General features: G+C 67.5%; 11 protein-coding genes. 7 read left to right on the top strand and 4 right to left on the bottom strand.

From position 1 onward, the window contains the following. Positions 1-153 precede the first annotated feature (153 nt). Genes Q0C41_RS15260 through Q0C41_RS15245 form a run of 4 tightly spaced genes read right to left on the bottom strand, consistent with a single transcriptional unit; the run spans position 154 to position 3667 of the window. A complete protein-coding gene (locus tag Q0C41_RS15260; RefSeq protein ID WP_291984877.1) occupies positions 154-1587 on the bottom strand; it encodes an LpqB family beta-propeller domain-containing protein in 1434 nt (477 codons plus the stop codon). Further along, positions 1584-2417, bottom strand: coding sequence for a TonB family protein (locus Q0C41_RS15255; RefSeq protein ID WP_291984875.1), 834 nt, complete (start codon positions 2415-2417; stop codon positions 1584-1586). The genes Q0C41_RS15260 and Q0C41_RS15255 overlap by 4 nt, the downstream gene beginning before the upstream one ends. Positions 2418-2424: 7 nt before the next feature. After that, positions 2425-2889, bottom strand: a complete 465-nt coding sequence (locus Q0C41_RS15250; RefSeq protein WP_291984873.1) for a biopolymer transporter ExbD — start codon at positions 2887-2889, stop codon at positions 2425-2427. A gap of 22 nt (positions 2890-2911) precedes the next feature. Further along, positions 2912-3667: a MotA/TolQ/ExbB proton channel family protein gene (locus Q0C41_RS15245; protein WP_291984871.1), complete on the bottom strand. Its 756-nt coding sequence runs from the start codon at positions 3665-3667 to the stop codon at positions 2912-2914. A gap of 159 nt (positions 3668-3826) precedes the next feature. Here Q0C41_RS15245 and recN point away from each other — a divergent pair, with 159 nt between their 5' ends. The 7 genes from recN to Q0C41_RS15210 all read left to right on the top strand — a co-directional run bounded on the left by recN (position 3827) and on the right by Q0C41_RS15210 (position 13766). After that, positions 3827-5602 carry a DNA repair protein RecN gene (recN, locus tag Q0C41_RS15240; RefSeq protein ID WP_291984869.1) on the top strand — a complete coding sequence of 592 codons (1776 nt, stop codon included), beginning with the start codon at positions 3827-3829 and terminating at the stop codon, positions 5600-5602. Between the two features lie 16 nt (positions 5603-5618). Next, positions 5619-6914, top strand: a complete 1296-nt coding sequence (gene miaB / locus Q0C41_RS15235) for a tRNA (N6-isopentenyl adenosine(37)-C2)-methylthiotransferase MiaB (protein ID WP_291984867.1) — start codon at positions 5619-5621, stop codon at positions 6912-6914. After that, positions 6914-7396 carry a bifunctional nuclease family protein gene (locus Q0C41_RS15230; protein ID WP_291984865.1) on the top strand — a complete coding sequence of 161 codons (483 nt, stop codon included), beginning with the start codon at positions 6914-6916 and terminating at the stop codon, positions 7394-7396. Before miaB ends, Q0C41_RS15230 begins: the two co-directional genes overlap by 1 nt. A gap of 47 nt (positions 7397-7443) precedes the next feature. Next, complete coding sequence (locus Q0C41_RS15225) at positions 7444-8202, top strand: ParA family protein (protein ID WP_291984862.1); 759 nt, start codon at positions 7444-7446, stop codon at positions 8200-8202. Then, complete coding sequence (locus Q0C41_RS15220; protein ID WP_291984860.1) at positions 8195-9106, top strand: ParB/RepB/Spo0J family partition protein; 912 nt, start codon at positions 8195-8197, stop codon at positions 9104-9106. The genes Q0C41_RS15225 and Q0C41_RS15220 overlap by 8 nt, the downstream gene beginning before the upstream one ends. Before the next feature lie 237 nt (positions 9107-9343). Further along, positions 9344-11329 (top strand): cation:proton antiporter, encoded by a 1986-nt coding sequence (locus Q0C41_RS15215; protein ID WP_291984858.1) that lies wholly within the window; start codon positions 9344-9346, stop codon positions 11327-11329. A gap of 58 nt (positions 11330-11387) precedes the next feature. Beyond that, positions 11388-13766, top strand: a complete 2379-nt coding sequence (locus Q0C41_RS15210) for an LptF/LptG family permease (protein WP_291984856.1) — start codon at positions 11388-11390, stop codon at positions 13764-13766. Positions 13767-13821 lie beyond the last annotated feature (55 nt).

The following is a 13821-nucleotide window of genomic DNA, read 5'->3' as shown; positions in this document are numbered from 1 at the left end:
CCGGGGGCTTCTTCCGGCTGCAGGCGGTGGCGGTGGCGACCACCACCAGGAGCAGGGCGACGAGGCGGACAAGGCGAGCGGACATGCGAGACGTCTCCTTCAGAGCGTGGGCCGAGGCGCGCCGGGATGTCGGCGAACACAGGCGCATCAGGGTCAACGCGACCAGCTGGGCTGGACGTTGTTGCCCGCTTTGGTGACCTGGCGCAGGTCCTGGCCGTCGCGGGCGATGGTGAAAATCTGGGTCCGGCCGGCGCGGGTCGAGGCAAACGCCAGGTGACGCCCGTTGGGCGCCCACGACGGGCTCTCGTTGCTGCCGGTACTGTCGGTGATCGTGCGAATCTGCCCCTGTTCGGGGCTGAAGATCTTGATGTCGAAGCCCGGGCCGTTGCGCCCGGCATAGGCAATCTCGTTGTAGGGCGCCGGCGACCACGTGGCGCGGTCAGCCCACGACTCGCTGGTGATGCGACGCGGCTGCCCGAGGCCATCGGCGTCGACGATGTAGATCTGCGGCGACCCCGTGCGGTCCGAGGTGAAGGCAATCTGGTTGCCCGCCGGTGACCAGGTCGGCGTGGAGTCGTTGCCGGGGTGACGGGTGACGCGCCGGAGTCCGGTGCCGTCGCGGTTGACCGAGTAGATTTCCATGTTGCCGTCACGGTTGGTCATGAAGGCGATGCGCGCGCCATCCGGCGAGAAGGCGGGCAGGAAATTGTGGATGACCTCGGTGCCGCCCGCGGGCTGATCCATCTTGCCCTGGTAGATGTACGACACATAGATGTCCGGGTAGCCGCGGCGATAGGACGTGTAGGCGATGGCGCGGCCATCGGCCGACCAGCTCGGGTTGATCGCCAGCGAACGGTTGACCGTCACCCGGCGCTGTCCCTCGCCGTCGTAGTCGGCGATGTAGATCTCCTTGATGCTGCGCTGCTCCACGGTGCCGCGCGCCTGCTCGCCGTCGCGGTCACTGGCAAACGCCAGCTTCGTGCGGGCGACGCCCACGAGGGACCGCTGCTCCTTGTGCAGTTCGTCGGCGATGGTGTGCGCGAACTGGCGCGGGTTGCTCGACGAGGCCGTGTACTCCTTGGCCCAGACGCTGCGCTGGGTCGCGATGTCGAACAAACGGGCCTGCACGGTCAGGCTCGAGGCGTTCTGCCGCACCGTGCCGATGAGGACGGCGTTGGCCCCGAGTTCCTTCCACTGCCCGAACGGCACCGTCTCCATCGACGTCGCAGGGGTGATCGGCGCATAGCTCGCCCGCGGAATCAGGTCGTACTCGCGCTCGAACCGCAGGTCCTCCCACAGCACCTGCCCGATGGTGTCGGCCGCCGCCTTCAGGTCGGGCGTCGCGGCGATGAAGCTCGGCACGGCCAGTCGTGGCGCGGCCCCTCCGGAGAGGGTGATGCTGACGCCGATCTGGTCAGGCTGCTGCGGCGCAGGCGCGTCGGGAGCACCGACCGGCGGGGGCGGCTGGGGCGCAGCGGGCTGCTGCGAGGCCGGCAGCGGCCGGGCCTGCGGCGCGGCCAGCACCAGCACGGTGGACGCGAGGGCCCCGAGGGCCGCGCTGAGGAGGAGTCGGGGAGCTGTCGTCATTGGGTGAAGTTGAATTCCAGGTTCACGGTGAGCGTCGGATTCGTGTACTCGCGGGGCAGCGGCGGCAGTTTCGTGAGGGTCAGCGCTCGCGTCGCGGCCTGATCCAGCAGAAAGTTGCCGCTCGTCCTGGCCACGGCGACGCCACTCAGGGTCCCTTGGCGGTCGATCACGAACTTCATGACCGTGGCGCCTCGCGCCCCCTGTTGCTGACGCCAGTTGCGATGAATGATCTGCAGCATCTCTGCCACATAGGCCGGGCAGCAGAAGTTGCCCAGATTGATTTGGCCGCCGGTGCCGCCGCCTCCGGTCGACAACCCGATGCTGTCGCTGACAACGCCCGTATCGGCCTTCGCCTGACCTTCGCTGACACGCGCCCCCGTCGAGGGCGCCTTCGCGCGTGCCTGCTCCGCCGAGGTCTGGGGCGTCGTGGTCGGTTTCGGGGCGGGCCGGGGCGCCGCCTTGGTCGGCTCGGTCATCTCCGGCGGCTTGGCGGCGGGAGGCGCGATCGGCACCGGCTTCTCATCGGGTTTCAGCGGGACCGCCTGCTGCACGGGGCGCCCAGACATCGAGGTGAGTCCACCGGCGCGCGGCCCTGGCGCTCCACCCAGGCTGATGGTCATCACCGTCCGCGGGTCCGCATCACTGGTGCGCCACGAGGACGGCGACAGCACCACGAGCAGGATCAACAGGCCATGCGCCGCAAGCGACAGCAGGACCATGCGCTTGAAGCCATCCGGTCCGGTCGCCCGGCGGTCCGGAGCACCTCCGGCCAGGGCATAGGCCTGGCCGGGCGTGCCGTAGCCGATCGAAGGCGGGGCGGGGGAGGCCACGAGGCGCCTACTTCTCCCCCGGAAGTCGCGACACCAGCCCCACCTTCTCGACGCCAGCGGCCTTCAACGCATCCATCACCGTCATCGTCTGCTGCACGGTGACCTCGCCGTCGGCGCGCAGGTAGACCGACTTGTCGGTCTTGCCCTGCAGCGTCTGACGCATGCGTTCGCCGAGCACATCCACCCGGATGAACTCCTCGTCGAGCTGGACGCGGCGATCCTGGCCGAACGACAGGGGAATCGTCACGAAGACGCGCTCGCTGCTCAGGCTTTGCGACCGCCGGGCCACCGGCAGGTTCACGTCGAGCCCACGCGTCATCATCGGCGCGGCCACCATGAAGATGATGAGCAGCACCAACATCACGTCCACGAGTGGGACGACGTTGATCTCCGAGAGGGCGGTGGAAGCCACCACCCGCCCTCGTCGTCCGCGTCCCATCCCGCCACCGCCGGCCGCTTGTACCTTGGGCATTGGTCGTGTCCGGGCGTGGCGCCTAGGTGAAGTTGCGTTCGGAGATGTTCAGGAACTCCAGCGAGAAGTCTTCCATCGCCGAGGCGAACCCGCGCACCTTGTGGGTGAAGTGGTTGTAGAAATAGACCGCAGGGATCGCCGCGAACAGCCCGGCCGCCGTGGCAATCAGCGCCGCGGCGATGCCAGGCGCCACGACGGCCAGGTTCGAGGACCCGACGGCGCCGATGGCCTGGAAGGCCGTCATGATGCCCCAGACGGTGCCGAACAGCCCGATGAACGGCGCGATGCTTGCCGTGGTCGCCAGAAATCCCACCCGCTCTTCCAGTTTGGCCAGTTCCGTGCCGCTCGCGCGCAACAGCGCCCGGTCCACGGCTTCAAGACTCTTGAGCGTTGGACGAGCGGCCCCTGTCGCCGGCTTGTCCCCGGTGGCGCCGCGCAACTGGGTATTCAGTTCCCCATAGCCCGCCTGGAACAGCCCGACGAGCGGACTCTCGCCAAGCGACCGGCACACGGCCTGCACTTCGGAGAACTTGCTGCTGCGACGGAAGACGTCGAGGAACTGGCGCGTCTGTGCGTCAGCCTTCCGGAACGCCCAGGTCTTGTAGGCCACGATGCCCCACGAGACCACGGAGAAGAGGACGAGAAGTGCGAGGACGAGCTGCTCGATGAGCCCGGTCCGGGTGACGAGGGAAATGACGTCAGTTGCCGTCTCCGCGGTCTCCGCCGCGGGTCCGGTCAGCTCTTGCAGGGCAAGAGCGTACACCCAGAGCGTCTGCAAACAGGCCTCCGCTATACATGTTCGAATGCGCCGCTGGGAAGGCGCGAAGTCCGAAGCCTACCACGCGTGCAAAATCAGCGTCAACTCTATGATATCGTGGCAGTTCTGGCCATTTGACCTTGTCCTCGGTCCGACGCGCTGGCCGGCGTCCTCCCACTCATGATCCGCTTCATCAGCATCCGCCAGCTCGCGGTCATCGAGACCCTCGACCTGTTTCTGGAGGGCGGGTTGACCGTGCTCACGGGTGAGACCGGGGCCGGCAAGTCCGTCCTCGTCGAGGGGATCGGCCTCCTGCTCGGTGGCCGGGCCTCGGCCGACATGGTCCGCACCGGCGCCACCACCGCCATCGTCCAGGCCATCATCGCGACCCCGGAGGGCCCCGATGTCATCGTCCGCCGCGAGGTCTCGTCGGAGGGCCGCTCGCGCGCCTTCATCGACGACGTCCTCGTCACGGCGGCGACGATGCGGGAGCGGGTGTCGGGGTGGGTGGACCTGCATGGGCAGCACGAGCACCAGACCCTGCAGCTCCCCGAGACCCACCTCGACCTGCTCGACCGGGTCGCCGGCTTGACGACGACCCGGGCCATGGTGGGACGCGCCTACGCGGCGTGGGTGTCAGCCCGCGACGCCCTGGCCGCGACGCAGATGGATGCCCGGGAACGCGCCGCCCGCATCGAACTGCTCTCGTTCCAGGCAAGCGAGATCGACAAGGTGCAGCCGCTCGAGGATGAGGATGAGCAGCTGGCGGCGGTGCGACAGGTGCTGGCCAACGCGGACCGCCTCCAGCGACTCGGCCAGGAGGCCTACGACGCGCTCTACGAGAACGAGCACGCGGCGCTCCAGAGTCTGGCGCTCGTCTGGAAACGGCTCGACGATCTCGCCGAGGTGGACGCGTCGGTCCAGCCCTATGCGGCGATTCGGGATGGCGTGAAGGCCCAGCTCGACGACCTGGCGTTCTTTCTGCGGCAGTACGTGACGAGTCGCGACGCGTCGCCGGAGCGGCTACAGGAGGTCGAGGACCGCCTCGCGCAGCTCGAGCGCCTCAAGCGGAAGTACGGGCCGAGCCTGAGCGAGGTCCGGTCCCGCCAGCAGACGCTGGCCGACCAGCTGGCGGCGTTGCAGCAACCCGAGGGCCAGCTGTCGGCGCTCCAGGCGGCGGCCGAGGAGGCCGCGGCCGCCTTCCGCACCCAGGCGCGGCGCCTGTCGCTCGAGCGCCAGCATGCCGCCAGCCCCTTCACGGCACGACTGCGCGCGGAACTCGCCGACCTGTCGATGCCCCACGCGGACGTCTCCTTCCGCTTCCAGGAAGCGACGGGTGAGGGGGAGTGGACGGCGGCGGGTATCGACCGTGTCGAATTGCTCCTGTCGGCCAATCCGGGCGAGACGCCCCGACCGCTCGCCCGGGTGGCGTCCGGCGGTGAGTTGTCGCGGGTGATGCTCGCGGTCAAGGTGCTCGACGCCCCAGATGTGGCAGGCCGGACCCTCATCTTCGACGAGGTGGACGCCGGCATCGGCGGGCGGGTCGCGGACTCGGTGGGCGCTCGACTGCGGGCGTTGTCGGCCCACGCGCAGGTGCTGTGCGTGACGCACCTGCCGCAGGTCGCGGCTTACGCCGACGCCCACATCCACATCAGCAAGCGGGTGGCCGCTGGCCGCACGCTGACCTCGGCGGCGCCGCTGCAGGGAGACCTGCGGGTGGAGGAGTTGGCCCGCATGATGGCCGGGGACACGTCAGCCCCCATGCTCGACGGCGCGCGGGCGCTCCTCGCCGCCAAGGCCACGGGCGCGGCGTCGTCGCGCTCACCCGGCAGGCGGTCGAATGCTAGCGAAAGTCCGCGGGGCGAAAGCGAAGCGGCGGCAAAAGGCGAAAGCGAAAGTGCCGGTCGACAGGACGGGCGCAAGGGCAGGGGACGTGGCTCGAAAGTATCTGGTTGAGGCCTACGGCTGTCAGATGAACATGCACGACGGCGAGCGGCTCGCCGGCCTCCTCGAATCCGCCGGATTCGAGTCGACGGCCGACCCCGCCGACGCCGACGTCATCGTCATCAACACGTGCAGCGTGCGGGAGCGGGCCGAGGACAAGCTGTTCACGCGCCTCGGTGAGTTCCGGGACGCCGCGCGGGCGGTCGGTCACACGCCGGTCATCGCGGTCACCGGGTGCGTGGCGCAGCAGGAAGGCGCAGCCTTGCTGAAGCGCTCGAAGCTGATCGACATCGTGGTCGGCACCCAGCGCGTGAAGCAGCTGCCGATGCTGGTGACGCGGGCGCTCGACGAGGACATCGGGCCGCAGATCGACATCAACCCGCACGAAGACGTGTCCTTCCCCCTCGGCATCGCCCGTCGTGGGGATGCAATCAAGGCCTACGTCACCATCATCGAGGGCTGCAACGAGTTCTGCGCCTTCTGTGTGGTGCCGTATACCCGTGGCCACGAGCGGATGCGTCCAGCCGCCGAGATTCTCGCCGAGGTGCGCGACGCCGCCGCCCGCGGGCATCGCGAGGTCCAGCTCCTCGGTCAGATCGTCAACCACTACCAGGCGCCAGACGATGGCGCGTGTGACTTTGCGGCGCTGCTGGAGCGCGTGCACGAGGTGGAGGGTATCGAGCGGATTCGTTTCGCCAGTCCGCATCCACGGCACGTCACGTCGCGCCTGCTCGAGGCCTATCGGGCGCTCCCCAAGGTCTGCAAGCACCTGCACCTGCCGGTGCAGTCGGGCTCGACCCGCGTGCTGGCCGCCATGCGTCGCCGGTATTCGCGCGAGCGCTACCTGGAAATCCTGCAGGAGGTGCGGGAGGCCGTGCCGGGGATCTGTCTCTCCACGGACATGATCGTCGGCTTCCCGGGAGAGACGACGGCCGACTTCGAGGACACGCTCTCGCTGACGGCCGCGGCGCGCTTCCACAGCATGTTCAGCTTCAAGTACTCGCCGCGCCCGAAGACGCTCGCCATCAAGCGGATGCCAGACGACGTCGCCGAGGAGGAAAAGACGCGACGGATCGTGGAACTGCAGGCCATGCAGCGGGAGATTCAGTCGGACCTGCATGCCCAGTCGGTCGGCCGGGTCGAGCAGGTCCTCATCGACGCCACCAGTCGGCGCCGCGAGCATGAGCTCTCCGGCCGCACCAGCGGCAACACCGTCGTCAATCTGCCGGGCGACCCGGCGTGGCTCGGGCGACTCGCCCAGGTGCGCATCACGGCCGCCGGGCCCAACAGCGTGCGCGGTGAAGTCCTCGAGGTGGAGGGGTGATGGCCATCCAGATGCTGATCAAGGGCTTGATGATGGACCCGGTCACGAACATGCCCATCCTGGTCCTGCGTGACGAGGCGGGGGAGCGTACCCTCCCAATCTGGATCGGCATGTTCGAGGCGCACGCCGTCGCCCTCCAGTTGGAGAACAGCGGCGCGTCACGACCGATGACGCACGACCTGCTCAAGCACCTGCTCGAGGCGCTGGGCGGCCGTGTCACCGAGATTCACATCACCGACGTCCGCGAGGGGACCTTCTACGCCATGATCTACCTGCTGGCCAACGGGGAGTGTCTCGCCCTCGATGCCCGACCGTCGGACGCGCTGGCGCTCGCGCTCCGCACCCGTGCCCCCGTGTTCGTCGCCGAACACGTACTGGCCGACGCCAAGCCCCTCGACACGCCCACTTCGCAGGACACGGAGCGACTCCAGCACTGGCTGGAGAGCCTGGATCCCGAGGAGATGGGCAAGTACAAGATGTGAATCCGCGACCTTCCCGTAGAATGCGCGGGGGGGCCACCCGACTGCCGATGATCCTGGCCATTGCCAACCAGAAGGGCGGCGTGGGAAAAACCACGACCGCCATCAACCTTGCGGCCGCCTTGTCGCTCCGCGGCAAGCCGACCCTGCTCGTCGACCTGGACCCCCAGGCCAACAGCACCATGTCCTTTCTCGACATGGCGACCGTTGGCCCCAACATGTACGAGGCGATGACGGGGGACAGCGGCACCACGCTGCCGTCGATCATCCGACCGACCAATCAGCCCCATTTGAGCATCGCCCCCGCCCGGATCGCCCTCGCCAAGCTCGAAGCGAAGCTGGTCGGAGAGCTCGACGCGCACTTCCGGCTCAAGGAAAAGCTCGCGCCCCTCGAAGCGGAGTTCCCCTACATCGTCATCGACTGCCCGCCGACGCTGGGGCTGCTGACGGTGAACGCGCTGGTGGCGGCGTCCCATCTGGTCGTCCCCATCCAGTCGTCCTATTTTGCCCTCGAGGGCACGGACGACCTGCTCGAGACGGTGGGGAAGGTCCAGGTGCGGGCGAACCCGTCCCTGCAGGTACTGGGCGTGCTCATCACCATGCACGACCGTCGTACCAGCCTGGCCCGCGACATCCGCGATCAGATCAAGAAAGTGTTTGGCCCCAAGGTGTTCAAGACCGTGATTACCAAGAGCGTGCGACTCGAAGAGAGCCCGGCCTACAAGGAAGCCATCTTCAGCTTCGCGCCGGAGTCGTCTGGCGCGTCCGAGTACTACAGCGTCAGCGAGGAGGTCCTCAGCCGTGTCTAAGCGAGGCTTGCCCGAGAGCGTGCGGATGCGCCACGACGCCCACTACGTCGAGACCCTCACGGCGTCGGCCGGCGACCCGATCGGCCGGATGATCCCGATCGAGCACATCGACCCGAATCCCAACCAGCCCCGACAGGTCATGGGCGACCTCTCCGAGCTGATCGCCTCGGTCAAGGAACAGGGGCTGATCGAGCCGATCGTCGTGCGCCAGCGCGGCACGCGCTTCCAGATCGTGGCCGGTGAGCGGCGCTACCAGGCTGCCGTCAGAGCCGGCATCGACGAACTCCCGGTCGTGATCCGCGATGTAGACGATGTGGGGATTCTGGAGATCGCGCTGGTAGAGAACCTGCAGCGCAAGGACCTGACCCCCTTCGAAGAGTCCGAAGCTCTGCACGCCCTCTGTCAGAAGGCCGGCTACACCCACGAGCGCCTCGCGCAGAAGCTCGGCAAGAGTCGGACGGTCATCACCGAGTCGCTCTCGCTGAACCAGATGCCGGAGCACATCAAGCATCTTTGTCGGCTGGCCGACATTTCCTCCAAGTCGTTGCTGCTGCAGGTAGTTAGGCAGGGCGAGCCCGAGAAGATGGCGGCCCTCGTCGAGCAGATGTCGCGCCACGGCGGGATGACGCGCCAGGAAGTCCGCGAACAGGTCAAACCCAAGCTCGCCAGACAGGGGCGCCCACGCCCGTTCACCTTCACGTACAAGGCGCCGACCAAGCAGTTCGCCTTCTCGCTAAGCTTCAAGAAGGCGGAGGTGGAACCCGACGAGGTCATCGCGACCCTCGAACGGATTCTGGACGACCTGAAGACCAAGCGGGCCACTGGCGATGACCCCGCCGAGACCGCACCAAGCGAGAGCACGCCGCACCTGCAGGGCCTGGACGACCAGGACCTCGACGACTGAGAAGGGGTAGGGCCGTCAGCCCAGGGCGGCTGGAGAGCACCCGAGCCCAGCGGCCTGGAGAAACAGACCCGCACAGTCTTTAGTTAACATAATGTGTATTATCGGACTCAATACGTTCAGGCCTGTTTCGGCCCTGTGCAAGGCGTGTGTGGATTGTTCTGTGTGATTCGCCCTAACGATGGCGGTCGGCCCTCGACCGCGCGCCACTTCACCCGCTAGGATCGGCCCCACACCCCCATGGGCATCGCCGCCGATCTCGCCATCGTCATCGTCGCCGGCCTGGTCGGCGGACTGGTCGCCCAGGCAGCGCGCCAGCCGCTGATCCTCGGCTACATCCTGGCCGGCGTCCTGGTCGGCCCGCACTCGGTCGGCCGAGCGGTCACCAATACGCATGACATCGAGTTGCTGGCCGAAATCGGCGTGGCCCTGTTGCTGTTCGCGCTGGGCCTGGAATTCTCGCTGAAGCAACTGCAACCGGTCCGCCGGATTGCCCTGATCGGGACCCCGATCCAGATGGTCCTGACCATCCTCGTGGGCACGGCCCTGGGCCAACTGTTCGGATGGCCATGGGTGACGTCCCTCTGGCTGGGCGCCCTGATTTCCCTGAGCAGCACGATGGTGCTGCTGAAGACGCTCATGGCCCAGGGCCGCATGGGCACACTGTCCAGCCGGGTGATGATCGGCATCCTCATCGCCCAGGACCTGATCGTGGTGCCGCTGATGATCCTGTTGCCCGCCCTGTCGGACCCGGAAGCCGGGCTGCGGGCCCTGGCGGTGGCGACCGGCAAGGCGATCCTGTTTCTCGCGCTCATGATCGTCGGCGGCACGCGCCTCCTGCCGCGGCTGATGCAGGTGATCGCCGTGAGACAGTCGCGAGAGCTGTTCTTGCTGGCGATTACGGCCATCGGGCTCGGCGTCGGCTACGCGACGTACCTGTTCGGCTTGTCGTTTGCCTTCGGGGCGTTCGTGGCCGGGTTGGTGCTGAGCGAGTCGGACTACGCCCACCAGGCCCTGAGCGACATCATTCCGCTGCGCGACGTGTTCGGCATGCTGTTCTTCGCGTCCGTCGGCATGCTGATCGATCCACGCCTGCTGCTGGCAACCGGAGGACAAGTGCTCGTCCTCTTGCTGACCAGCCTCGTCGCGAAGTCGGCCATTCTGGGCGGCCTGGCCTACGCCTTCGGGTATCGCAATGTGGTGCCGCTGGCCGTGGGCCTCGGCTTGTGGCAAATCGGCGAGTTCGCCTTCGTGCTCGGCCGCGTGGGGCTCAGCTCAGGTGCCCTGAGCGCGGAGGCCTTCACCCTGGTCCTGAACACGGCCGTCCTGAGCATGGTGCTCACGCCCGCGATTTCCGGGCTCACGACGCCCATCTACGCGTGGTGGCGGCGACGGTCCGGCCGGGAACCCTTCCAGACCATCAACCTCCCCACCGGCGGCCTCCACGACCACGTCGTCATCGTCGGGGGCGGCCGCGTCGGACGGTTCACCGCGCAGTTCCTGCAACGGCTCACGCTGCCCGCCGTCCTGATCGAACTGGACTACCGGCGGTTCGACCAGGCACGAGAGGCGGGCTCGGCCGTGGTGTTCGGCGACGCCACCCAGGAGGTTGTCCTCGAGGCGGCGAGCGTCGGGAAGGCGCGGTTGGTGCTGGTGACGGTGCCGATCATCAGCGTGACCGAGGCCATCATCGAGCAGGTCCGTCGCATCAATCCGGCGGCCCGGATCGTCGCGCGCGCGGAAGGCGCCGAGCAGTTGCGGCATCTGCAGGCGCGTGGGCTCGCCGAAGTCGTGCAACCGGAACTCGAAGCCGGCCTGGAGATGGTGCGGCAGTCGCTGCTGCACATGGACTACGGCGTCACCGAGGTCCATCGCGTGAGCGCCCAGTTGCGGCAGGAGATGTATGCCCCGCTGTTCGGCGATGACAGCGACTACCAGAAACTGGTGCAACTGGGGGCGGCCGGGCAGCTGTTCGACTTCTCGTGGGTCGAGGTCGCCGTCGGATCGGCCATGGACGGCCGGTCGATTGCCGAGCTGGCCATTCGCACACGGACAGGCGCGACCGTTGTCGGCATCCTGCGCGACGGCCAGATGATCACCAATCCTGACCCGTTCGCGCCGATCGGTGCGGCGGACCTGCTGGCCATCGCGGGGACGGCTGACCAGCGCCGAGCCCTGGAAGCCCTGGCCGCTCGCGAAGTGGTTGGTTCCAGCCCGAAGTTCTGAAATGATCGTCTGATGAGCGGCACCCTCGTGGCGTGCCTCCCCTCCTGACCCTTCCCGCATGCTCCGAACGCTCGACCGTTACATCATTCGTGAGACGCTGGCGCCGTTCACGCTGACGCTGCTGATCCTCACGTTCCTGCTGCAGATCCCCACGATCATGGACGTGGCGGAGAAGCTCATCGCCAAGGGCGTGACCCTGCCCATCATCGGCCGGATCCTGCTCACGCTCCTGCCCTCGTCGCTGGCCCTGACCATTCCCATCAGCCTGCTGGTGGGCCTGCTCATGGCGCTCGGACGGCTGTCGGCGGATCGCGAGGCGGTCGCCATGCAGGCCTGCGGCGTAAGCCTGTACCGCATCCTCCGACCGGTCGCCCTGATGGCCCTCATCGGGACCGCCGCGACGGCCTACATCATGATCGAGGCGATGCCGCGGGCGAACCAGGCGTTCCGTGACATCACGTTCCGCATCATCCAGGCCAAGGCCGAGGGCGACGTGCGACCGCGCGTCTTCTTCGACGAGTTTCCCAACCTCGTGCTGTACGTGCGCGACGTGCCCGCGAACACGCGGGGCTGGAAGGGCGTGTTCCTGGCCGACACGCGCACACCGGGCGAGACGCAGCTGCTGACCGCGGACCGAGGCCATTTCGTCCTCGAGCCGGCGCAGCGGCGGGTGGACCTGATTCTGGAGGACGGCATCCTCCATCGGTCCAAGGCCGACACGCCGGCGCAGTACGAGCTGCAGGACTTCGGGTCGCTGACCGTCCAGCTGGATCCGGAGACGGTGTTCCCCCGACAGGGCCTCACGCCCGGTGACAACGAATTGACCATTCCGCAGTTGCGCACGAAGGCGCGCGAGATGCGGGAACAGGGCATGTCGCCGCACAACCCGATCATGGCGATCCAGCGCAAGTACACCATCCCGGTGGCGTGCCTCGTGTTCGGCCTCATCGCGCTGGGCCTGGGGGTCAGCCACCGCAAGGACGGCAAGAACGCCGGCTTCGTGATCGGCATCGCGGTGGTGCTGGTGTACTACGTCCTCATGTACATGGGCGAGGCGCTGGCCAAGGGCCAGAAGGTGCCGGCGGAGTTCGCCCTGTGGATACCCAACCTGGTGCTGGGCGGGGCCGGTCTGGCGCTGCTGGTCCTCAAGACGCGCGGGTACGAGTTCTCCCCCACCATCCGCATCCCGTACCCGGACGCCCTGGCGGCGTTGGTCGCGAAGGTGCGAGGAAGCCGCACAGCGGCGCCAGCGACACGATCTGCGCCGGCGGTGTCCGGGCCTCCGGCTCGGGGGCGTCGTCAGGTCGTCGTGGTCATCAAGGTGCCGCAGGGGCTCCTGCCCTCGTTCAATCTGCTGGATCGGTACCTGAGCCGCATCTACCTGCGCGTGTTCGCGGTCACCTTCCTGGGCATGCTGGCCGTCTTCTACATCGCGATTTTCACGGACTTCAGCGAGTACCTGTTCAAGGGACGGACGACGGGCCAGATGCTGTTGAGTTTCTTCATGTACTCGACGCCCCAGTACGTCTACTACATCACGGCCATGGCGGCCCTGGTCGGGACGCTGGTGACCGTCGGCTTGCTCACCCGCACCAGTGAGTTGACCGTCATGCAGGCCTGCGGCGTGTCGCTCTACCGGGCCACCGTGCCCATGTTGCTGTTCGGCTTCGTGTGGAGTGCGGTCCTCTTCGGGATGGAACAGAGCATCCTGGCGGCCTCGAACCGACGAGCCGAGGAACTCAGGAGCACCATCCGCAGTGGCGTCGCCCGGACGTTCGGGGTCGCCAGCCGGCAGTGGATGGCCGGCAGCCGCGGGGAGCTCTATCACTACGGACGCTTCGATGCCCGGGCCGCTCGCCTCGAGGACCTGACGGTCTACACCTTCGGATCGCGGGGCTGGAACGTCACCGGACGCACGTACTCCCGGGTGACCACCCACATGGATGCCGACACGTGGCGTGCCGACCTGGGGTGGCAGCGCACCTTCGGCGACCGCAATGCCGTGACCGACTTCAAGGTCTTCCCCACCACCACGGTGACCATGGAGGCGCCCGACTACTTCGGCGTCGAAGAACCGGAGGCGGTGTTGGCCGAGCGGCTCAAGGTGCAGCAGCTGCGGTCGCACATTGCCGAGCTGAACCAGGCCGGGTACAACACCGTGGCCTTGCAGGTCGCCCTGCACCGCAAGATGGCCTTCCCCTTCATCACCGTCATCATGACGCTGATCGCCATCCCGTTTGGGGTCACCACGGGGCGCAAGGGCACCCTGTTCGGGATAGGCATCGGGATCGTCCTGGCGATTCTGTACTGGACGACGCAGAGCCTGTTTGCGGCGGTGGGGAGCGCTGGTGTGCTGGCGCCGGCGCTGGCGGCGTGGGCGCCGAACATCCTCTTCGTCGCGGTGGCGGCCTATCTGGTGATCAGCGCCAGAACCTGATGTCGGCGCCACGGCGCGCTTGTCGGCCGGCCGACAATACTCAGCTATTGGATCG

Source organism: Luteitalea sp., from assembly GCF_022842525.1.
Taxonomy (GTDB): Bacteria; Acidobacteriota; Vicinamibacteria; order Vicinamibacterales; family Vicinamibacteraceae; genus Luteitalea.
Note: the sequence above shows the minus strand (reverse complement) of the source record. Positions and strands in the feature narration are given on the sequence as shown.

Excerpts from the sequence above, each read along its gene's own strand:
- Q0C41_RS15260 (WP_291984877.1), bottom strand. The coding sequence starts at position 1,587 with ATGACGACAGCTCCCCGACTCCTCCTCAGCGCGGCCCTCGGGGCCCTC.
- Q0C41_RS15250 (WP_291984873.1), bottom strand. The coding sequence starts at position 2,889 with ATGCCCAAGGTACAAGCGGCCGGCGGTGGCGGGATGGGACGCGGACGA.
- recN (WP_291984869.1), top strand. The coding sequence starts at position 3,827 with ATGATCCGCTTCATCAGCATCCGCCAGCTCGCGGTCATCGAGACCCTC.
- miaB (WP_291984867.1), top strand. The coding sequence starts at position 5,619 with ATGAACATGCACGACGGCGAGCGGCTCGCCGGCCTCCTCGAATCCGCC.
- Q0C41_RS15230 (WP_291984865.1), top strand. The coding sequence starts at position 6,914 with ATGGCCATCCAGATGCTGATCAAGGGCTTGATGATGGACCCGGTCACG.
- Q0C41_RS15225 (WP_291984862.1), top strand. The coding sequence starts at position 7,444 with ATGATCCTGGCCATTGCCAACCAGAAGGGCGGCGTGGGAAAAACCACG.
- Q0C41_RS15215 (WP_291984858.1), top strand. The coding sequence starts at position 9,344 with ATGGGCATCGCCGCCGATCTCGCCATCGTCATCGTCGCCGGCCTGGTC.
- Q0C41_RS15210 (WP_291984856.1), top strand. The coding sequence starts at position 11,388 with ATGCTCCGAACGCTCGACCGTTACATCATTCGTGAGACGCTGGCGCCG.